The sequence below is a fragment of the Janthinobacterium sp. DSP2-3-3 genome (assembly GCF_049897325.1).
GTDB lineage: Bacteria > Pseudomonadota > Gammaproteobacteria > Burkholderiales > Burkholderiaceae_D > Janthinobacterium.
The window spans coordinates 1-19977 of sequence record NZ_JAFCWA010000008.1 but is presented as its reverse complement, the minus strand read 5'-3'; the positions used below and the strand labels follow the sequence as shown (position 1 = coordinate 19977).

Genomic DNA, 19977 nt, shown 5'->3' with positions numbered 1-19977 from the left:
TGAGGCAAACGCTATAATGGCCGCATGAACAGTCCCACTCCCCCTACCATGCGGCGCTTCATGCATAGCCACAGCGACGTTTGCATCGTCGGCAACGGCGCCATCGCGAAAACCACGGCGCTGGCGTTTGCCCAGGCAGGACAAAGCGTCACCCTGTTATCCCCGGTCAGCCCTCCCGCGCCGGCCGCCAAGCCGGTCGAAGCCAGCTGGGATGTGCGCGTGTATGCGCTCAATCACACGGCGCACCAGTTGCTGTCGTCGCTGAAGGTATGGGGCGCGCTGCAGGCCGACAGGGTGGCGCCCGTCGACGCCATGCTGGTCAACGGCGACGGCGCGCAGGCGGGCGGACTCGGTTTCGACGCCTATGGCGCCCATGTGGGCACGCTGGCGTGGATCGTCGAAGACCGCAACCTGGGCCAGGCCCTGGACGCCGCCCTGAAGTTCGCGCCGAACGTCAGCGTGGTGCAGGGCCGCGCCAGCCGCCTGGAATGGACGAATGAGTCGGCCATCGTGCACCTCGATGGCGGCGACAGCATCACCTGCGCGCTGGTGGTGGGCGCGGACGGCGCCCAGTCGTGGGTGCGCGGTCAGTGCGATATCGGACTCGATTACCGCTCGTATGGCCAGCGCGGCGTGGTCAGCAACTTCGCCTGCGAAAAGCCGCATCATGGCGCGGCCCACCAGTGGTTCACGGGCAGCCAAGGCATCGTCGCGCTGCTGCCGCTGCCGGGCGACCGCGTTTCGCTGGTCTGGTCGGCGCCCGATGCGCTGGCCGACACCTTGATGTCCGAATCGGCCGATGCCCTGGCCGCGCGCCTGGCCGCATATTGCAACGACAAACTGGGCAAACTGACGCCGTTGCAGCCGGAGCTGGTGCGCGCGTTTCCGCTGACCTTGATGCGCCCGCACGCCATGTTGGCGCCGCGCGTGGCTCTGGTGGGCGACGCCGCCCACGTGGTGCACCCGATGGCCGGTCACGGCATGAACCTGGGATTTGCCGACGTGGCGCAGCTGGTCAAGACGATCAGCGAACGCGAGGCGCACCGCGGCATCGGCGACGAGCGCGTGCTGGCCCGCTATGCGCGCGCGCGCAAGGAAGACGTGCTGCTGATGCAACTGGCCACCGATGGCCTGGCGCGTTTGTTCGGCGCCGATCTGGAGCCGTTGCGCGTGGTTCGCAATTTGGGATTAAACTTGCTGGATAAATTACCGGCCCTGAAGAGAAAAATGATTTCACACGCATTGGGACATCAGTAAGTCTTAAGCGTTGGGATATCAGTGATTCTTAAGATATCGCCGGATAATGGTAGCAGTGAAAATTCATGGTCGCCGCAGCTGGTCTGCGGCGTTCGTTTTGTTAAAAAGATCGCCGCCGGACCAGATGCCAGTTCCGCCAGGCGTTTCAAGTGGAGAAGTGATAGTGATAAAAATGAGCAGAATCGCATTAGTGCTGGCCTCGGGCCTGATGATGTCGTGCGCCGGCGCGGAAACGCCAACGGAAGCGAGCATCAAAAAGCTGATCGAGCCGCGCCTGGGCGAAGGCGCCAAGGTCGATTCGGTCAAGGAAACCCCGTATGGCGGCCTGTACGAAGTGCGCACGGGTGGCGACATCCTGTACACGGACAAAGCCGCGCAATACCTGTTCGTCGGCCACGTCTTTGACGCCAAGACGTCGCAAGACCTGACCAAGGTGCGCCTGGACGAAGTCAATCGTATCAAGTTCTCCGACCTGCCGCTCGATTCGGCCATGAAAACCGTCAAGGGCAATGGCAAGCGCGTGATCGCCGTGTTCGAAGATCCGAACTGCGGTTATTGCAAGCGTTTCCGCCAGAACGCGCTGAAGGAAATCGACAACGTCACCGTCTACACCTTCATGTACAACATTTTGTCGCCCGATTCCATCGCCAAGTCGCGCAATGTCTGGTGCGCACCGGACCGCAATAAGGCCTGGGATGACTGGATGCTGAACGGCAAGGCGCCAGCTACGGTGGCCGCCACTTGCGCCAACCCGCATGAAAAAATCCTGGCTCTGGGCCAGCAGTTGCGCGTCTCGGGCACGCCGGCCATCTTCTTTGCCGACGGCAGCCGCATTCCGGGCGCAGTCGATGCGAAAACGCTGGAACAGAAATTCTCGACCATTAAGTAATCCGGGCTGTCGCCAGGAAGGCTGGACGGCGCGCCCTCGCAAGGCGCGCCTTTTTTTGCACTTTTTTCCGCTGTCGTATCATCAAGTGTTGTTTGTAAATGCCATAACAATCCAAAAAAGGGGAAGCAGCAGATGATTACCTTGAATATCAACGGACGCGACACGCAGGTCGACGCCGATCCTTCCACGCCCATCCTGTGGGCGTTGCGCGATAACCTGAACATGACGGGCACCAAATTCGGTTGCGGCGCGGCCCTGTGCGGCGCCTGCACGGTGCACCTCGACGGCCAGCCGATCCGCTCGTGCATTACGCCGATTTCCTCGGTCGGCGCACAAAAGATCACCACCATCGAGGCGATGGAAAACGATCAGGTGGGCAAGGCGGTGCAGGCGGCATGGGTGCGCCACGACGTGCCGCAATGCGGCTACTGTCAAAGCGGCCAGGTGATGAGCGCCACGGCGCTGCTGCGCACCAACAAGGCGCCCAGCGATGCCGAAATCGATGGCGCCATGAGCGGAAATATCTGCCGCTGCGGCACCTATCAACGGATCCGCGCGGCCATCAAGGACGCGGCCAAGACCCTGGCCTGAGGAGAACGACATGCGTATCGAATGGTTGAATCAGGAAGCATTGCAGCATGGCGGAGTGACCCTGGGCGCGGCGCTGGCATCGGCGCCGATGGCTGTGGTTGGCGCGGCCGATGGCGTGTCGCGGCGCGGTTTCATGAAGGCTGGCGCGGCGGCTGGTGGCGGCTTGATGCTGGGTTTTTTCCTGCCGGGCGCGGGCAAGCTGGCGATGGCGGCCGATAGCGCCCCCGCCAAGCCCGTATATGCGCCGAATGCCTTCCTTCACATCGCCCCCGATAACACGGTGACGGTACAGGTGAACCGGCTGGAATTTGGCCAGGGCGTGCAAACCAGCTTGCCCATGCTGATCGCCGAGGAACTCGACGCCGACTGGAGCCAGGTGCATGGCGCTCTGGCGCCGGCCGGGGAACAGTACAAGGATGCCGCCTACGGCATGCAGATGACGGGCGGCTCGGGCAGCATCGCCCATTCGTTTACGCAGTACCGCGAAATCGGCGCCAAGGCGCGCGCCATGCTGGTGGGCGCCGCCGCCGCGCAGTGGAAAGTCCATCCCGACCAGGTGCGCGCCGCCAAGGGCGTGCTGTATGGTCCTGGCGGACAAAAGGCGACGTATGGTGAACTTGCCGACGCGGCCATGCGTCAACCCGTGCCCACCACCGTCAAGCTGAAAGACCCGCGCGAATTTGTCATCATCGGTAAACCCGTGAAACGCCTGGACGCGGCAGCCAAATCCACTGGCAAGCAGCAGTTCGGCATCGACTTCAAACCGCCCGGCGCGAAAGTGGCCATGGTGGCCCGCCCGCCCGTGTTCGGCGCGAAGGTGGCGAAGTTCGACGCCAGCAAGGCCAAGGCCATCAAGGGGGTACTTGAGGTGCTGGAAGTGAAAACCGACCGTGGCGGCAGCGGTGTGGCCGTCATCGCCGACGGCTACTGGCCGGCCAAGCAGGGACGCGATGCGCTGGTGATCGAATGGAATAGCAGCGCCGTGGAAAAGGTCAGCAGCGACAAGCAACTGGCGGCCTTCAAGGCGCTGGCCAAAACGCCGGGTACGGTGGCGCGCGCATTCGATGTCTCCGCATTGTCCACGGCGCCGAAAAAGATCGAAGCCGTCTACGAATTCCCCTACCTGGCGCACGCGCCGATGGAGCCGCTCAATTGCGTCATCGACCTGCAGGCTGACAAATGCACGATGTGGGTAGGCTCGCAATTCCAGACGGGCGACCAGGCGGCCATCGCGGCTACCTCCGGCCTGAAACCCGGGCAGGTGACCCTGCATACGATGATGGCCGGCGGTGGCTTCGGCCGGCGCGCCGTGCCGTCGTCCGACTATGTGGTCGAAGCCGTCAACGTCGCCAAGGCGTACCTGGCTGCCGGCAAGAGCGGGCCGCTGAAACTGATGTGGAGCCGCGAGGATGACATCAAGGGGGGCTACTACCGGCCGTCGCATGTGCACCGCGCGCAGATTGGCCTCGACGCCAAGGGCAAGATACTCGCCTGGGACCATACCATCGTGGGTCAGTCCATCATGGCCGGCACGCCGTTCGAAGCCTTCATGGTGAAAAATGGCGTCGATGGCACCATGGTCGAAGGCATGGGCGAACCGTACACCTTGCCGATGAAGCTGTCCGTGCACACGGCCAAGGCGAACGTGCCCGTGCTGTGGTGGCGCTCCGTCGGCTCGACGCATACGGCCTTTGTCATGGAAACCCTGATTGACGAAGCGGCGCATGTGGCAAAGATGGACCCCGTCGCTTACCGCAAGCAGCTGATCGATGCCAAGCACACGCGCCATATCGCCGCGCTGGACCTGGCCGTGGCCAAGTCCGGCTATGGCAGGAAAAAGCTGCCGAAAGGGCAGGCCTGGGGCGTGGCCATGCATGAATCGTTCAATTCCGTAGTCGCCTACGTGGTGACGGCGTCGGTGGTGGAAGGCGCGCCCAGGCTGCACCAGGTCTGGGCGGGCGTGCATTGCAACCTGGCCGTCAATCCGCTGACGATCGAGGCGCAAGTGCAGGGCGCCGCGCTGATGGCGTTGGGCATGACCATTCCCGGCGCGGCCATCACGCTCAAGGATGGCGTGGTGGAGCAGCAGAACTTTGGTGACTACCCCGTGCCGCGCATGCCCGACATGCCGGTGATCGAGGTGCACCTGGTGCCGTCGGGCGACGCGCCGACGGGCATGGGCGAGCCGGGCGTGCCACCGCTGGCGCCCGCCTTCGCCAATGCGCTGTTCGCCCTGACGGGCAAGCGCCTACGCAAGCTGCCGTTTGATTTGGCGGCCGCATGACGGTAGCAGTTTTTTGAGTACGGTCGGCATCTTGCTGGCAGCCGGAAGGGGACGCAGGTTCGATCCTTCCGGCGTGCAGAATAAATTGATGCAGCCCTTGACGGAAGGTCCGCATGCGGGCTTGCCCGTGGTGGCGGCGGCGGCCAGGAACATGTTGGCGGCCTTGCCGCGCGTGCTTGTCGTGGTGCGTGCCGACGACATGCGGGTGGCGCGCGTGCTCGGCGCGCTGGGCTGCGAGGTGCGCGTCTGCCATGATGCCGACATGGGCATGGCCGCCTCGCTCACCTGCGCCATCGACTATGTGCGTGCCGCGCCGGGCTGGCTGATCGCGCTGGGCGACATGCCTAGTGTGGAACCGGCTACAATCGCCGCCTTGTCGCAAGCCATCGGCGATGGCGCGCGCATCGCCGTGCCGGTGTTCCAGGGGCGGCGCGGCAATCCTGTCGCCTTCAGCGCCTTTCACTTGCCGCTGCTGCTGGCGCTCGATGGCGACCAGGGCGCGCGCAGCATTGTCAACAGCCATGCCGTGTGCGACGTGACAGTAGACGACAGCGGCATCTTGCGTGATATTGATACACCTGACGATTTGTCGCCGGTGCATGGCGCGCCCGGGCGACTTTAGAACATCCATGCCAGACACGAGAAAAACATGAAAAAAGCTCCAATTAAAAAAAGCATCGCCAAGGTGCCCGCCGCCGGCATCATCTACAGCATCGCCGCAGCCGACTTGGCCGGTCATATGTTCAAAGTGACATTGACAGTCAAGTCGCCGGCCGCCATCGGCCAGGTCTTGTCCTTGCCGGCCTGGATCCCGGGCAGCTATATGATCCGTGAATTTTCGCGCAATATCGTCAGCATCCGCGCCGAGTCCGAGGGCAAGGCCGTGGCGCTGGCCAAGTTGGACAAGCATTCGTGGCAAGCCGCCCCATGCAAGGGGACCTTGACGGTCGAATACGACGTCTACGCCTGGGATTTATCCGTGCGCGCCGCGCACCTGGACCAGAACCACGGCTTCTTCAACGGCACCAGCGTGTTCCTGCGCGTGCTGGGCCAGGAATCCGATACGCACGAGGTGCACATCGTGCAGCCGAAGGATGCCGCTTGCAAGACATGGCGCGTGGCCACCACCCTGCCGGAACTTAACGCGAAGCGCTATGGTTTCGGCAGTTACCAGGCCGCCAATTACGATGAGTTGATCGACCACCCGGTGGAAATGGGCGACTTCGCGCTGGCCACCTTCAAGGCGCATGGCGTGCCGCACGATATCGTCGTCACGGGCAAGGTGCCAAACCTGGACCTGGCCCGTTTGTGCCGTGACCTGAAAGCCATCTGCGAAACGCAGATCGCCTTCTTTGAGCCGAAGACAAAAAAAGCGCCGATGGACCGCTATATGTTCATGACCATGGCCGTCGGCGACGGTTACGGCGGCCTCGAACACCGTGCCTCGACGGCGCTGATCTGCGCCCGTGCCGACTTGCCGACGACGGCGTCAAACAGCACCGAGATCGGCGACGGCTACCTGAAATTCCTGGGCTTGTGCAGCCATGAGTATTTCCACACCTGGAACGTCAAGCGCATCAAGCCGGCCGCCTTTGCGCCGTACAACCTGCAGGCGGAAAGCTATTCGCCGCTGTTGTGGCTCTTCGAAGGCTTCACCAGCTATTACGATGACCTGATGCTGGTGCGCGCCGGCATGATCGACGAGGCAGCCTATTTCAAGCTGCTGGGCAAGACCGTCAACAGCGTGCTGCGCGGTAGCGGTCGCAGCAAGCAAAGCGTGGCCGATTCCAGCTTCGACGCTTGGGGCAAGTACTATCGCCAGGATGAAAACGCGCCGAACGCCATCGTCAGCTACTACACCAAGGGTTCGCTGATCGCGCTGGCCTTCGACCTGACGCTGCGCACAAAGACGAATGGCGAGCAATCGCTGGACGACGTGATGCAGGCACTGTGGCAGCGCTATGGCCGCGATTTTTACAATGGCAAAGGAGAAGGTAAAGGCCGCGGCGTGACGCCGGCCGAAGTCGAAGCCTTGTTCGATGAGATCTCCGGCACGCGCATGAAGTCGTTCTTCGAGCGCTACATCCGCGGCACGGACGACGTGCCGCTGGCGCGTCTGCTGGCGCCATTCGGCGTGAAGTACAGCGACCAGCGCAAGGCGGAAAAGCCCAGCCTGGACGTCAACCTGGGCCGAGACGGCAACGATGCCAGGCTGGCGCAGGTACACCAGGGCGGCGCCGCCCATGCGGCAGGCCTGTCGGCGGGCGACGTGCTGGTGGCCATCGATGGCTTGCGCGTGACGGGCAACCCGGCCAACCTGGACACCTTGCTGGGCCGTTACGCCGTCGGCGCCAAGGTGGCCATCCACGCCTTTCGCCGCGATGAGCTGATGACGTTTACTACCGTATTGCAGGGCGACCGCGTGCCTGGCGTCAGCCTGGCGTTGTTGCCGGCGCCAAAGAAAGCCACGGGGCCGAAGCGTCCTAGCGCGGCATGATGTTGTTTGTCATGCAGTAAGACAGAAAACCGGCCGTCACTGGCCGGTTTTTCATTTCAAGCAGTAATTTCTCAGATGCAACTCATCCGCCAGCACTGGTGGATTACCATCATATTTACTGCAAATGAACTAATTTTTCTTTAACTAAACTAGAATTGCCGAACTGTTTCTTTTAGATCGCGCCAACGTGCAAACTCTCGATCCACGAACGATTATGTTGATGACGACCCTGATGTGCGGGGCGATGAGCATCGTCATGTTCTCGGTCTATCGCAGTTTTCGGCGCGAGGTGCATGGCCTGGGACATTGGGCGGCCGGTTTGCTGTTGCTGGTGTGCGCGTCCATGCTGTTCGGTACACGCGAGGTGCTGCCGCCGGCATTGTCCCTGATCACGGCCAATGCGGCACTGGTGGCCGGCATCGGCCTGTCGATGCTGGGTACAGAGAAATTCTTTGGCCTGGCAACGAGTCGCCGCGCCTATCTGCTGATACTTGTTCTGGCCATCGCTGGCAGCAGCTGGTGGTTGCTGGTGCACCCCGATTTCTCGGCGCGCGTGGCGGTCTTCTCCCTGCTGGTCTTCCTGTTTTATGCGCGGCAGGTGCAGCTGGTATGGCGCTACGGCGAGCGCCATTTTTCGAGTTTTTTCTTTGGTGCGCTGATGCTGCTGCAAGCTGTTGTGGTGCTGGTGCGCGGCGTGTCGGCGTTGCTGCATGGCGGCGCCAGCGTGAACCTGTGGGTGAGCGGTACGCCGGCCGGCATCTATCTGGCGGTCGCCAATTTCATGGCGCTGCTGCTGACGGTGGGCTTCATGACGGTGGCGACGCGCCGCCTGCAACAAATACTGGAGCGCCGCTCGACCCACGATCCGTTGACGCAGGTGCTGAACCGGCGCGGCTTTGGCGATGCTTATGCGCGCGAAATAGATAATCTGCGCCGCCGCCGTTTGCCGCTGACACTGCTCAGCATCGACCTCGATTACTTCAAATCGATCAATGACCGCTATGGTCACGCGGTGGGGGACCAGGTGCTGGCGCATGTGGCCACCGTTATCAAAGGTGCCCTGCGCGAATCGGATTGCGTGGCGCGTTTCGGCGGCGAGGAGTTCGTCGTGCTGATGCCGGACATGCCTGCGCAAAGTGCGTTGGGCGTGGCCGAACGCATTCGCGCCTTGCTGCGCGAGTCCAGTCATACGGGGTTGCCATCGTGTACGGTCAGCATTGGCGTCGCTTGCCAGGCATCGGTGGTGGAGGGGCTGGAACAGTTGCTGTCGCGCGCCGATGCTGCCCTGTACCTGGCCAAGGAGCGGGGACGCGACCGCATCGAACTCGATGCTTGCGCGTTTACTGAGGACCGGACAAGGTGCGTAACTGGAATCGGTACTGGTCGTTGAACAGGAAGGTTTCGGAGAAATCGAAGGTCCGTGCGTGGCGGCGCATCAGGTGTCCCGCCGGCGGAAAGAACGCTGGCACGCGCCGCACGGCGGCCAGCGCCGCGGCCGATGCTTCGCTGTCGCGCGAACGGTGGACATGCACGCTTTTCAGTTCGCCGTCGGGACCCACGCTCAGGTCGAGCACGACGATGGCCGGCAACATGGGCGGCAGGCGCCCGTTGAACGTGTATTCCCCGTTGGCCGCCATGATCTGCTGCGCCACCAGCGACTTGTAAGCGTCGATGCTGGCGGCGAGCTGTATCGCGGCCGGCGTGCGAGGGGGCGTGCGCTCCACAGGCAAGGGCATGCGCCCCGCTGGCGGGGATGCATTCTGGCAAGCCGACAGCAAGGCAGTGGCGGCAAGGATGGTGATCGCGTGTCTCATGTCTTCCAGACTACCACGGTTTAACTGAACAGGCGCTCCAGCTCCACGCCGGGGTCCGGCGCGCGCATGAACGCTTCGCCCACGAGGAAGCTGTGGATGTGCGCATCGCGCATGCGTTGCACGTCGGCCGTGCTGTGGATGCCCGATTCCGTGATGATCAATTTGTCTTGCGGGATACGCGGTAACAGGTTGATGGTCGTGTCGAGCGACGTTTCGAAGGTGCGCAGGTTGCGGTTGTTGATGCCGATCAGCGCGCTCTTGAGCTTGAGCGCCGCCGTCAGTTCTTCGCCGTCGTGGCTTTCGATCAGCACGCCCATGCCCAGTTCGTGGGCACACGCTTCCATCTCGGCCATCAGGCCATGGTCGAGCGCCGCGACGATCAGGAGGATGCAGTCGGCGCCCATGGCGCGCGCTTCATAGATCTGGTACATGTCGACCATGAAATCCTTGCGCAGCACGGGGATGGCGCAGGCGGCGCGCGCCTGCTGCAGATATGCCACGGATCCCTGGAAGAACTGTTCGTCCGTCAGTACGGACAGGCAAGCCGCGCCATGCGCCGCATAGCTGGCGGCGATATCAAACGGGCGGAAGTCTGCGCGGATCACGCCTTTCGACGGCGACGCCTTTTTTACTTCGGCGATGATGCCGGGCTTGCCGGCGGCGATGTGCTGGCGCAGGCTCGCTTCAAAACCGCGCAGGCCGGCGCGCAGGGCGCTGTCGCTTTCCACGTCGCCGCGCAGGCTGGCCAGGCTGCGGTGGGCTTTGGCCTTCGCCACTTCATCGGCCTTCACGGCCAGGATTTTATCGAGTATGTCGGACATGATGGTCGCTATTCTATAAAGGAGGGCGGAAGCTTACGCTTGCGCCGGGGTGCCCAGCTGCTGCGTCACCTGCACGAATTGTTCCAGTTTTGCCAGGGCGGCTCCCGAGCTGACGGCGGTGCGCGCACGCGCCAGGCCGTCTTCAATCGAGCTGGCCACGCCGGCCGCGTACAGCGCCGTGCCCGCGTTCAGGGCGACGATGTCGGCGGCAGCACCGGGCTCGCCGCGCAGCGCTTCCATCATCTTGGCCTTTGACTCGATGGAGTCGGCCACTTTCAGGTTGCGACTGGCGATCATCGACATGCCGAAATCTTCGGGATGGATTTCATACTCGCGGATCTCGCCGTTGACCAGTTCGCCCACCATGGTCGCCGCACCCAGCGATACTTCATCCATATTGTCCCGGCCATATACGACGATGGCATGCTGCGCGCCCAGGCGCTGCAGCACGCGCACCTGGATGCCGACCAGGTCGGCGTGGAATACGCCCATCAGAATGTTGGGCGCACCGGCCGGATTGGTCAGCGGGCCGAGGATATTGAAGATCGTGCGCACGCCCAGCTCTTTGCGCACGGGCGCCGCATGCTTCATGGCCGCGTGGTGGTTGGGCGCGTACATGAAACCGATGCCCGTCTGCGCGATCGACTGGGCGATCTGCTCGGGTTGCAGGTTGATGTTGACGCCCAGGGAGTCCAGCACGTCGGCGCTGCCGGACGATGACGAGACGCTGCGTCCACCATGTTTGGCCACGCGCGCGCCGGCTGCTGCCGCCACGAACATCGAGGCGGTGGAGATATTGAAAGTGTGCGCGCCGTCGCCGCCCGTGCCGACGATGTCGAGCAGGTTGGTGGTGTCGGCCATGGGCACCTTGGTGGAAAACTCGCGCATCACTTGCGCGGCGGCGGCGATTTCGCCGATGGTTTCCTTTTTCACGCGCAAGCCCATGGTCAGCGCTGCAATCATGGTGGGCGACATTTCGCCGGACATGATCTGGCGGAACAGGTACAGCATTTCGTCGTGAAATATTTCGCGGTGTTCGATGCAGCGCAACAGGGCTTCTTGTGGGGTGATCGGCATGATGCTTCCTTCTTCAATGATGGCGCAGGAGGACACTGATGGCACGCCGTGGCGTGCGCATGGAATCAGCGCTCGAGGAAATTCTTCAGCAGGGCGTGGCCGTGCTCCGAGAGGATCGATTCGGGGTGGAACTGCACCCCCTCGATATCGTATTCCCGGTGGCGCACGCCCATGATTTCGCCGTCGTCCGTCCACGCCGTCACTTCCAGGCAGGAAGGCAGCGAGGCGCGTTCAATCGCCAAAGAGTGGTAGCGGATCACTGTGAAGGGGCTGGGCAAGCCTTTGAAAACGCCCACGCCCGTATGCGCGATAAGGGAAGTCTTGCCATGCATGACCTGTTTGGCGCGGATGACCTTGCCGCCAAACGCCTCGCCGATGGCCTGGTGGCCCAGGCACACGCCCAGTATCGGCTTCTTGCCGGCGAAGTGTTTCAGCACGTCGACCGAAATGCCCGCCTGCTTTGGTGCTTTCGGGCCGGGCGAGATGCAGATGCGGTCCGGATTCAGCGCTTCGATCTGTTCGATCGTGATTTCATCGTTGCGGTAGACCCGCACGTCTTCACCCAACTCGCCGAAATACTGCACGATGTTGTAGGTGAAGGAGTCATAGTTGTCGATCATTAGCAGCATCTTAAAACTCCCCATCCAGGCCATCTTGCACTTGTTCGGCGGCGCGCAGTACGGCGCGCGCCTTGTTTTCAGTTTCCTGCCATTCCATTTCGGGGATCGAGTCGGCCACGATGCCGGCCGCGGCCTGCACGTACAACATGCCGTCCTTGATCACGCCTGTGCGGATGGCGATCGCCACATCCATTTCGCCGCCAAACGACAGGTAGCCGCAGGCGCCGCCATAGATGCCGCGCTTGGTGATTTCCAGCTCGTCGATCACTTCCATGGCGCGCACTTTCGGCGCGCCCGTCAGGGTGCCGGCGGGGAAGGTGGCGCGCAGCACGTCCAGGTTCGACAAGCCGTCTTTCAAGGTGCCTTCCACGTTCGAGACGATGTGCTGCACGTGCGAGTATTTTTCGATGACCATGCGGTCGGTGACGTGCACGCTGCCCGTTTCGGCGATGCGGCCGATGTCGTTGCGGGCCAGGTCGATCAGCATCACGTGCTCGGCGATTTCTTTCGGGTCGGCCAGCAGTTCCCTGGACAATTCAGCGTCGCGTTCCGGGGTGGCGCCGCGCGGACGCGTGCCGGCGATGGGACGCAGCGTGACTTTTTTCCCGCCGTCCGTCGTCGTCTCGTTGCGCACCAAAATTTCGGGCGAGGCGCCGATGATCTGCATGTCGCCGAAATTATAGAAGTACATGTAGGGCGACGGATTGAGCGAACGCAGGGCGCGGTACAGGGTCAGCGGCGAATCGACATACGGTTTGCGGATACGCTGGCCGATCTGCACTTGCATCAAGTCGCCGGCCATCACGTATTCATGCGCCTTGGCGACCGCCTTCAGATAGTCTTCCTTGGAAAAGTCGCGGATGGTTTCCGTGCGCACGGAGGCACTGGTGACCGGCGCATCGACGCCGCGGCGCAGCATCATGCGCAAGTCCTTCAGGCGCTGGCGCGCTTTCGAGAACGACTCGGGCTGCGTGGTGTCGGCATACACGATCAGGTACAGCTTGCCGGACAGGTTGTCGATGACGGCCAGTTCCTCCGTCACCATCAACTGAATGTCGGGCAGGTTCAAATCATCTTTCGGTGCGCCACCGGCCAGTTTTTTCTCGATGTGGCGCACGGTGTCGTAGCCGAAGTAGCCGGCCAGGCCGCCGCAAAAGCGCGGCATGCCTGGGCGCAGGGCCACCTTGAAGCGGGACTGGAACTGTTCGATGAAGTCGAGCGGATTGCCTTCGTGCTCTTCGATCACGGCACCGTTCTTGACGATCTCCGTGCGGTTACCATGGCTGCGCAAGACGGTGGTGGCGGGCAAGCCGATGAAGGAATAGCGGCCGAAGCGCTCGCCGCCGACGACGGATTCGAGCAAGAAAGTGTTCTTGCCGCCTTGCTGGGTCTGCGCCAGTTTCAGGTACAGCGTGAGCGGGGTTTCCAGGTCGGCAAAAGCCTCCGCAATCAGGGGGATGCGGTTGTAGCCTTGCTGGGCCAGCGATTTGAATTCGAGTTCGGTCATGTGTCTCTCCATGCCGCCAGGGTACGCGTGTGCGCCGTGCTTACAAAGCACAAACCCTGCGGTGGGTTATCAAAAAACCTGCCGGTGCATACAGCACGCACATGCGCGCCTGCCGCCGACAGCAATCTTACACGGCTCGGCCCTTAGGCCTGCCAGGATTGCCAGCGTCGCCAAAGCCAGGCCTCAATCGAGCCGGTTTGGGTGACATTGTGTTTTTTGATGAGAAACGTGTTCACGATATGGTGTTGGGGTTGGTCAGTATGCTGGTCTGTTGTGCATGCTAATAAAATTGGCCGCTTCGAGCAGCGTATTGACTATACCATCGGAATCGGTGTCGTGTATAGAGTGTCCGTGGTTGTAGCCATACGGTACCGTCAAGACGGGGCAAGCCGCAGCCCGTGCCGCTTGCGCGTCATTCGAAGAGTCGCCGATGGCCACCACTTTGGCTGGCGCCAGGTCGAAGTCCGCACACACTTGCAGCAGCGGCATGGGGTGGGGTTTTTTCTTCGGCAGCGAATCGCCGCCGTAGACGATCTCGAAATACTGTGCCAGGTTTTTCTGCTTTAGCAGGGGCAGGGCGAAGGCGATCGGCTTGTTGGTGACGCAGGCCAGGCGCAAGCCCGCCGCCTTCATTGCCGCCAGCCCAGCTTCCACGTCCGGATACAGGGTGCTGAACTGGCCATTGATGGCCAGGTAGTGGCGCTGGTAAGCCTCCATCGCCTGCTCGAAACGCTGCTCCACGCCGGCCGCATCGAAGTCGAGCGCGAGCACGGTGCGGATCAGGTTTTCCGAGCCCTTGCCCACCATCAGCTTGATGGCCTCGGCGCTGATGGGTGCCAGATTCAATTCGGCGCGCATGCCATTGATGGCGACATGAAAATCGGGCACGGTGTCGAGCATCGTGCCATCGAGGTCGATGATGGCGGCGCGCACGCCGGCCAGTACGTGGTCTTTCACCGTGCCCGGCTGCATCAGTTGCCCACCGTTTTGGCTAATTCGGCGCGCATGGCGTCGATCACGGCCTTGTAGTCCGGCTTGCCGAAGATGGCCGAGCCGGCGACGAAGGTGTCGGCACCGGCGGCAGCGGCGGCGGCGATGTTGTCGATCTTGATGCCGCCATCGACTTCCAGCATGATGTCACGGCCCGATTCGTCGATCATGCGGCGCGCTTCGGCGATTTTCTTGAGCGTATGCGCAATGAAGGACTGGCCGCCAAAGCCCGGATTGACCGACATGATCAGGATGATGTCGATCTTGTCCATCACGTGTTCCAGGAAGTGCAGCGGCGTGCCCGGGTTGAACACCAGGCCCGATTTGCAGCCATTGTCGCGGATCAGCTGCAAGGAACGGTCAACGTGATCCGACGCTTCCGGGTGGAAGGTGATGATGTTCGCGCCAGCCTTGGCGAAATCCGGGATAATGCGATCGACAGGCTTGACCATCAGATGCACATCGATGGGTACTTGCACGTGCGGGCGAATCGCTTCGCACACCAGCGGGCCGATGGTCAGGTTCGGCACATAATGGTTATCCATCACGTCGAAGTGGATGATGTCGGCGCCGGCGGTAACGACGTTGCGCACCTCTTCGCCCAGGCGGGCAAAGTCGGCGGACAGGATGCTGGGAGCGATACGGAATGTTGTCATGGTGGCTAAGGGCTAAGAGTAGAAAATGCGAAGATGCGCTATTTTACGCTTGACGCCGTTACCATGCCTTACTGGAACGCAGAATACACGGCGCGCGATGGCCAAGGCGGCGCGCGCGACACACAATATACGACTGGCAATGCTTGAATAGGAATAACGATGGCGACTTATGAATTTACGGTAACGGTTAAGACGCAATATCTGCCCGAGCAATCGGCACCGGACGAGGGGCGGCATGTGTTCAGCTACACGATTCGCGTCGTCAACACGGGCACGGCCGGTGCGCAACTGATTTCGCGCCACTGGGTCATCACGGATGCGAACAACAAGGTGGAAGAGGTGCGCGGCCTGGGCGCCGTCGGCCACCAGCCGCTGCTGCAGCCGGGCGAGCAATTCGAATACACAAGCGGCACCATGCTGGGCACGCCGCAAGGCTCGATGCACGGCGAATACTTTTGCGTGGCTGAAGATGGCCATCAGTTCGAAGCGCCGATTCCCGAGTTCGTGCTGTCGGTACCGCGTACCCTGCACTGACGTGACGCCGGGGGCTTGTGCCCCCTTACTTCAATTTTTCGGTGCTGTCCTGTTCTTTGCTGAGCTGCTTGCGCGCCGGTGGCGCGGGCTTTTTGCCCGAATACATGGTCCACCAGACTATAAATGCCAGCAAGAAGAACGCCACCAGCGCCTCTATCATCAAGATCCACATACGCACTCCTATGTTATTTACCCGCAGCTTAGTATTTACCCGCCGTCTGTTGACACGCGGTAGTCTACCCGTTTCAGTCGGCGCCGTCGCGCTTGCGCTTTCCGCCTGTACCACGCCGCCGGCAGCGCCGGTCACCGCGACTGGCAAGGCGCCGGCCATCGCTCCGACCGTCGTCAAGCCGGTGCCGGCCAAGCCGGCCGATGCCAGGGATATCACGGATGCGGCAGCGCCCACCTTCGTACCCGCCAAATTTGCCGCCTTACCTGGCTGGGGCCGCGATGACATGCGCGCCGCCTGGCCAGCGTTCATGGCTTCGTGCGGCGTGCTGGTGAAACGTCCGGATTGGAAAGAATCATGCACGATAGCGCGTCAGGTGAATGCCGACAGCGACAAGGCCATCCGCCTGTTCTTCGAGACCTTCTTTGTGCCCAATCAAGTCATCACTGCCGATGGCGTCAGTACTGGCCTCGTCACGGGCTACTATGAGCCACTGCTGCACGGCGCGCGCAAGCGCGGCGGTCCATACCAGACGCCGCTGTACAAGGTGCCGGACGATCTCGTGTCCGTCGACCTGGCTGGCGTGTACCCAGAACTGAAAAACATGCGTTTACGGGGCAAGCTGGTCGGCAAGAAGGTGATCCCGTATGCGACCCGCGCCGACATCGAGCGTGCCACGGCCGTCACGGGCAAGGAATTGCTGTGGGTGGATGACGAAGTCGAGGCCTTCTTCCTGCAAGTGCAGGGTTCCGGGCGCGTGCAGCTGACCGATACGCAGGAAACCGTGCGCGTGGCATACGCGGACCAGAATGGCCACCCATACAAATCGATCGGCCGCTACCTGGTCGACAAGGGGGAGCTGACCCTGAGCCAGGCGTCCGCGCAGGGCATCAAGGCGTGGATCGCCGGCCATCCCACGCGCAAGGATGAATTGTTCAACGCCAACCCGAGCTATGTCTTCTTCAAGGAGGAGCGTTTGCCCGATCCGAAAGTGGGGCCGAAAGGCGCATTGGGCGTGCCGCTGACGCCGCAACGCTCGGTGGCCATCGATTCGCGTTTCCTGCCGCTGGGTGCGCCCGTGTTCCTGTCCACCACGCAAGCCAATAGCGAGATTCCCATGCAGCGCCTGGTGATGGCGCAAGATACGGGCGGAGCCATTCGCGGGCCCATCCGGGTCGATTACTTCTTTGGTTTTGGTGCGGAAGCGGCGGAGAATGCGGGCCGCATGAAGCAGAGCGGCGCCGTGTGGGTATTGCTGCCGAAACAGGCCCCGGCGCGCTGAGTTTCTCGCGGCGCCGGGCGGGGGTGCGCTAGCGCAAGGTTAGCGCAAGACCATGACTGGCAGCTGGGTATGCGCCAGTACTTTTTGCGTTTCGCTGCCCACGAACAGCTTGTTCAAGCCTTTGCGGCCATGCGAGGCCATCAGGATGATGTCGCAATGGTAGGTTTGCGCCGCATTGACGATTTCCTCGTGCGGGCTGGGCGAGACGGCGACCACGCCTTCGAAGGGCACGCCGACGGCGCGCGCCGCTTCACCGATCTTGTCGACGGCGCGTTGCGATGCTTCCTGCATTTGTTGTTCGTACAAACCGGCGTCGAGCACGATGCCGCCATCGGCCATCGGCGAGAACGGGAAGGGCTGCACCACGCTGAGGGCGACCAGCTTGGCCTTGTTCAATTGAGCGAAGGCGAGGGCCGTCTCGGCCGCTTTGTCGGACAGCGGCGAGCCGTCGGTGGGAAATAAAATGGTGTTAAACATGACGTGCTCCTAGAGTGATGTAAGACAGCTTATGGATTTACATCAACTAAAACCTTGATGTAAATCAAACCTCACAGGCTTTGGCATGAATAGTGTCGCCAAGGCAATCTTTCAGCAGTGTATGCCCGTTTATCGCTTCAGGTGCGCACGCTACGCAGCGGCGTGCCCCACACCATGGCGACGGTCAACAAGATACTGCCCGCCGCGATGCAGACCAGGCCATTGCGCACGCCGAAGTGTTCCGCTACCCAGCCGGCGGCCAGCGCGCCCAGCGGCGCCGTCGCCACCGTCAGGAAGCGCATGGTCGAGGTCATGCGGCCCAGCATGGGGTCGGGTGTGACTTTCTGGCGCAGGCCCAGGTAGGGAATAAAAAACAGCATCACGCCGCAATCGAAAAAGAACATCAGCACGGCATACGCCACGGCGCTGGCGGCCGCGCTGCCGAATAGCGCGGCGGGGATGGTGGGCGTCATGGCAAAGCACACGGAGGTGGACGCCAGTCCGATGAGAATGGTGCGGCCGGCACCATAGCGGCGCGTCAGCGGCTTGACGATGAAGGCGCTGAGCAATACGCCGGCGCCGCCGAGCATCTGCGTCATGCCCAGCACCCCAGGACTCATGCCAAGGTCGCGCGTGGCGAACAGCACCGTCAAGGCCATGCTGGCGTAAAACAGGAAGTGCCAGATGCCGGCACCCCAGGCCAGCGCGCGCAGCAGCGGTTCACGCCAGACAAACAGCAAGCCGTCAGCGATGTCGCGCAAGGCGTGCTTGTCGGATGGTGCGGGACGCGGATCGCGTACGCTCATGGCACGCAAATTGAAGACGGAAACCAGATAGCCGCAAGCCGTGCACAGGATGGCGACGGGCGCTGACAAAACTTGCACCAGCACGCCGGCCAGGCCTGGGCCGATTAGGCGCGAAGCCGATTCAGTGGCGGCAAATTTCGACTGTGCATCGATCAAGCCATCGCGGCCCACCAAAAAGGTCAGGAAAACCTGTTCGGCGCCGCCGCCGACGACAAAACCTGTGCCGATGATGAATCCTACTATATATAACCACGGCATCGACAGTACGCCGCACCAGTAGGCGACGGCCACGCTGGCCAAGGCCAGGCCCGACATGCTTTCGCTGAAGAGCATGATCGGGTGCTTGCTGCGCCGGTCCAGCAGCACGCCGACTGGCAAGCCGAAGAGGGCGAACGGCAGCGCCTGCAGGGCAACGAGCACGCCCATCTGTTCCGGCGTCGCATGCAGCAAGAGTACCGCACACAGGGGCAGGGCCAGCGAGGTGATCTGGGCGCCAAAGCAATTGAGGCCGTTGCTGAACCACAGGCGGCGAAAATTGACGCTGGCGGCGCTGCCGTCACCGCGCAGGTAGTGGGTGCAGTACTGAAAGAAGGAGGAGAAAATACGCTGCTCGATAAAGGTGATCGGGCTCACAATAATAGCAGCGCACCTGTCGCGCCGCTGCCGTTAGCCGCTACAATCGTCACACCGTTCATCCAGAGGAGACACTATGCAATACGAAGATCTGATCATCGACATCCAGGACAAAGTGGCGATCATCCGCCTGAATCGCCCGAAGGCCTTGAACGCTTTGAATGACAATATGATGAATGAGTTGGGCGACGCCCTGCTCAAATTCGACGCCGATGACAATATCGGCTGTATCGTGCTCACGGGCAGCGAAAAAGCGTTTGCCGCCGGCGCCGATATTGCCGCCATGGCCGATTACACTTATCCCGATACCTTTACCCAGGGTTATATCAGCCGCAACTGGGAGCATATCTTGCGCGTACGCAAACCGGTGGTGGGCGCAGTGGCTGGCTACGCGCTTGGTGGCGGCTGCGAATTGGCCATGATGTGTGATTTCCTGATCGCTGCTGACAGCGCCAAATTTGGCCAGCCGGAAATCAAGGTCGGCGTCACGCCAGGGGCGGGCGGTACGCAGCGTCTGCCGCGCGCCATCGGCAAGGCCAAGGCCATGGACCTGTTGCTGACGGCGCGCACCATCGACGCCGCCGAGGCGGAACGCATCGGCCTGGTATCGCGCGTGGTGCCGGCCGATAAATTGCTGGAAGAAACCCTGGCCGCCGCCAAGACTATCGCGGCCATGCCGACCTCGGTGGCCATGATGATCAAGGATTGCGTCAACCGCGCCTTTGAAACCACCTTGACCGACGGCGTCGCCTACGAGCGCCGTTTGTTCCAGGCCGCCTTCGGCACCCCTGCTCAAAAAGAAGGCATGCACGCTTTCCTGGAAAAGCGCTTGCCAAACTTCGATGGTCTTTGATATGATTCGCCTCCCCGATGAGACGCACTAGTTTGCGGCACAAAAGGGACAGCCTTCAGGGGCTGGGCAGTAAAAGAAGGAGTTGACGATTGTGCTGAAATGCTTCATACTCTTCCTTCTTCGCAGCTGACAAACACAACGCTTTGTCGATAGCGCGAGAGTAGTAAATAAGCAGTACCGAATACCGTTCTTTAACAATTAACAGTCGATAAGTGTGGGC

The 19977-nt window shown here is 61.8% G+C and carries 20 protein-coding genes; 10 read left to right on the top strand and 10 right to left on the bottom strand.

Translation table 11 applies throughout. The annotated features are described in order from the left end of the window. Positions 1-24: 24 nt before the first annotated feature. The 7 genes from ACP7DE_RS16790 (at position 25) to ACP7DE_RS16760 (ending at position 8908) form a co-directional block, all read left to right on the top strand. Positions 25-1257, top strand: coding sequence for an FAD-dependent monooxygenase (locus ACP7DE_RS16790; protein WP_426073172.1), 1233 nt, complete (start codon positions 25-27; stop codon positions 1255-1257). 172 nt (positions 1258-1429) lie between these two features. After that, positions 1430-2146 carry a DsbC family protein gene (locus ACP7DE_RS16785; protein ID WP_426073171.1) on the top strand — a complete coding sequence of 239 codons (717 nt, stop codon included), beginning with the start codon at positions 1430-1432 and terminating at the stop codon, positions 2144-2146. A gap of 132 nt (positions 2147-2278) precedes the next feature. Next, positions 2279-2737: a (2Fe-2S)-binding protein gene (locus ACP7DE_RS16780; protein ID WP_426073170.1), complete on the top strand. Its 459-nt coding sequence runs from the start codon at positions 2279-2281 to the stop codon at positions 2735-2737. Between the two features lie 10 nt (positions 2738-2747). Further along, complete coding sequence (locus tag ACP7DE_RS16775; protein WP_426073169.1) at positions 2748-5021, top strand: molybdopterin cofactor-binding domain-containing protein; 2274 nt, start codon at positions 2748-2750, stop codon at positions 5019-5021. A gap of 13 nt (positions 5022-5034) precedes the next feature. After that, the gene (locus tag ACP7DE_RS16770; protein WP_426073168.1) at positions 5035-5643 is read left to right on the top strand and encodes a nucleotidyltransferase family protein; all 609 of its coding nucleotides are present in this window, start codon (positions 5035-5037) and stop codon (positions 5641-5643) included. A gap of 27 nt (positions 5644-5670) precedes the next feature. Next, complete coding sequence (locus tag ACP7DE_RS16765) at positions 5671-7518, top strand: M61 family metallopeptidase (RefSeq protein WP_426073167.1); 1848 nt, start codon at positions 5671-5673, stop codon at positions 7516-7518. Positions 7519-7732: 214 nt separating this feature from the next. Continuing rightward, complete coding sequence (locus ACP7DE_RS16760) at positions 7733-8908, top strand: GGDEF domain-containing protein (RefSeq protein WP_426073165.1); 1176 nt, start codon at positions 7733-7735, stop codon at positions 8906-8908. Here the strand turns inward: ACP7DE_RS16760 and ACP7DE_RS16755 are convergent. The 7 genes from ACP7DE_RS16755 to rpe form a co-directional block, all read right to left on the bottom strand. After that, positions 8859-9332, bottom strand: a complete 474-nt coding sequence (locus tag ACP7DE_RS16755) for a hypothetical protein (protein WP_426073164.1) — start codon at positions 9330-9332, stop codon at positions 8859-8861. The genes ACP7DE_RS16760 and ACP7DE_RS16755 overlap by 50 nt on opposite strands. Before the next feature lie 20 nt (positions 9333-9352). Continuing rightward, positions 9353-10153, bottom strand: coding sequence for an indole-3-glycerol phosphate synthase TrpC (gene trpC / locus ACP7DE_RS16750; RefSeq protein WP_426073163.1), 801 nt, complete (start codon positions 10151-10153; stop codon positions 9353-9355). A 33-nt stretch (positions 10154-10186) separates the two neighbouring features. Then, positions 10187-11230, bottom strand: coding sequence for an anthranilate phosphoribosyltransferase (trpD, locus tag ACP7DE_RS16745; RefSeq protein WP_426073162.1), 1044 nt, complete (start codon positions 11228-11230; stop codon positions 10187-10189). Between the two features lie 65 nt (positions 11231-11295). Further along, positions 11296-11859 carry an aminodeoxychorismate/anthranilate synthase component II gene (locus ACP7DE_RS16740; protein ID WP_426073161.1) on the bottom strand — a complete coding sequence of 188 codons (564 nt, stop codon included), beginning with the start codon at positions 11857-11859 and terminating at the stop codon, positions 11296-11298. Position 11860: 1 nt separating this feature from the next. Next, positions 11861-13357 (bottom strand): anthranilate synthase component I, encoded by a 1497-nt coding sequence (gene trpE / locus ACP7DE_RS16735; protein ID WP_426073160.1) that lies wholly within the window; start codon positions 13355-13357, stop codon positions 11861-11863. A 255-nt stretch (positions 13358-13612) separates the two neighbouring features. Continuing rightward, on the bottom strand, positions 13613-14329 hold the full coding sequence (locus ACP7DE_RS16730) for a phosphoglycolate phosphatase (RefSeq protein ID WP_426073159.1): 717 nt from the start codon (positions 14327-14329) through the stop codon (positions 13613-13615). Next, positions 14329-15003 carry a ribulose-phosphate 3-epimerase gene (rpe, locus tag ACP7DE_RS16725; protein ID WP_426073158.1) on the bottom strand — a complete coding sequence of 225 codons (675 nt, stop codon included), beginning with the start codon at positions 15001-15003 and terminating at the stop codon, positions 14329-14331. The genes ACP7DE_RS16730 and rpe overlap by 1 nt, the downstream gene beginning before the upstream one ends. A 159-nt stretch (positions 15004-15162) precedes the next feature. Here rpe and apaG point away from each other — a divergent pair, with 159 nt between their 5' ends. Further along, on the top strand, positions 15163-15537 hold the full coding sequence (apaG, locus tag ACP7DE_RS16720) for a Co2+/Mg2+ efflux protein ApaG (protein WP_426073157.1): 375 nt from the start codon (positions 15163-15165) through the stop codon (positions 15535-15537). A 25-nt stretch (positions 15538-15562) separates the two neighbouring features. Here the strand turns inward: apaG and ACP7DE_RS16715 are convergent, their stop codons facing one another. Then, positions 15563-15709 carry a hypothetical protein gene (locus ACP7DE_RS16715; protein WP_426073156.1) on the bottom strand — a complete coding sequence of 49 codons (147 nt, stop codon included), beginning with the start codon at positions 15707-15709 and terminating at the stop codon, positions 15563-15565. A 49-nt stretch (positions 15710-15758) separates the two neighbouring features. Between ACP7DE_RS16715 and mltA the strand changes: the two genes are divergently transcribed. Then, on the top strand, positions 15759-16988 hold the full coding sequence (gene mltA / locus ACP7DE_RS16710; RefSeq protein WP_426073155.1) for a murein transglycosylase A: 1230 nt from the start codon (positions 15759-15761) through the stop codon (positions 16986-16988). A 39-nt stretch (positions 16989-17027) separates the two neighbouring features. Here mltA and ACP7DE_RS16705 read toward each other — a convergent pair whose 3' ends face one another. Together ACP7DE_RS16705 and ACP7DE_RS16700 are read right to left on the bottom strand one after the other, a co-directional pair. Continuing rightward, on the bottom strand, positions 17028-17465 hold the full coding sequence (locus ACP7DE_RS16705; RefSeq protein ID WP_426073154.1) for a universal stress protein: 438 nt from the start codon (positions 17463-17465) through the stop codon (positions 17028-17030). 137 nt (positions 17466-17602) lie between these two features. Then, entirely contained in the window at positions 17603-18904 is a 1302-nt protein-coding gene (locus ACP7DE_RS16700) for an MFS transporter (RefSeq protein ID WP_426073153.1), read from the bottom strand. A 76-nt stretch (positions 18905-18980) separates the two neighbouring features. Between ACP7DE_RS16700 and ACP7DE_RS16695 the strand changes: the two genes are divergently transcribed. Continuing rightward, entirely contained in the window at positions 18981-19757 is a 777-nt protein-coding gene (locus ACP7DE_RS16695; protein WP_426073152.1) for an enoyl-CoA hydratase, read from the top strand. Positions 19758-19977: the final 220 nt, after the last annotated feature.

Bases quoted from the DNA above. Each gene is read 5' to 3' on its own strand.
- ACP7DE_RS16790 (WP_426073172.1), top strand. From the start codon at position 25: ATGAACAGTCCCACTCCCCCTACCATGCGGCGCTTCATGCATAGCCAC.
- ACP7DE_RS16785 (WP_426073171.1), top strand. From the start codon at position 1,430: ATGAGCAGAATCGCATTAGTGCTGGCCTCGGGCCTGATGATGTCGTGC.
- ACP7DE_RS16780 (WP_426073170.1), top strand. From the start codon at position 2,279: ATGATTACCTTGAATATCAACGGACGCGACACGCAGGTCGACGCCGAT.
- ACP7DE_RS16775 (WP_426073169.1), top strand. From the start codon at position 2,748: ATGCGTATCGAATGGTTGAATCAGGAAGCATTGCAGCATGGCGGAGTG.
- ACP7DE_RS16765 (WP_426073167.1), top strand. From the start codon at position 5,671: ATGAAAAAAGCTCCAATTAAAAAAAGCATCGCCAAGGTGCCCGCCGCC.
- ACP7DE_RS16760 (WP_426073165.1), top strand. From the start codon at position 7,733: ATGTTGATGACGACCCTGATGTGCGGGGCGATGAGCATCGTCATGTTC.
- ACP7DE_RS16755 (WP_426073164.1), bottom strand. From the start codon at position 9,332: ATGAGACACGCGATCACCATCCTTGCCGCCACTGCCTTGCTGTCGGCT.
- trpC (WP_426073163.1), bottom strand. From the start codon at position 10,153: ATGTCCGACATACTCGATAAAATCCTGGCCGTGAAGGCCGATGAAGTG.
- trpD (WP_426073162.1), bottom strand. From the start codon at position 11,230: ATGCCGATCACCCCACAAGAAGCCCTGTTGCGCTGCATCGAACACCGC.
- ACP7DE_RS16740 (WP_426073161.1), bottom strand. From the start codon at position 11,859: ATGCTGCTAATGATCGACAACTATGACTCCTTCACCTACAACATCGTG.
- trpE (WP_426073160.1), bottom strand. From the start codon at position 13,357: ATGACCGAACTCGAATTCAAATCGCTGGCCCAGCAAGGCTACAACCGC.
- ACP7DE_RS16730 (WP_426073159.1), bottom strand. From the start codon at position 14,329: ATGCAGCCGGGCACGGTGAAAGACCACGTACTGGCCGGCGTGCGCGCC.
- rpe (WP_426073158.1), bottom strand. From the start codon at position 15,003: ATGACAACATTCCGTATCGCTCCCAGCATCCTGTCCGCCGACTTTGCC.
- apaG (WP_426073157.1), top strand. From the start codon at position 15,163: ATGGCGACTTATGAATTTACGGTAACGGTTAAGACGCAATATCTGCCC.
- ACP7DE_RS16715 (WP_426073156.1), bottom strand. From the start codon at position 15,709: ATGTGGATCTTGATGATAGAGGCGCTGGTGGCGTTCTTCTTGCTGGCA.
- ACP7DE_RS16705 (WP_426073154.1), bottom strand. From the start codon at position 17,465: ATGTTTAACACCATTTTATTTCCCACCGACGGCTCGCCGCTGTCCGAC.
- ACP7DE_RS16695 (WP_426073152.1), top strand. From the start codon at position 18,981: ATGCAATACGAAGATCTGATCATCGACATCCAGGACAAAGTGGCGATC.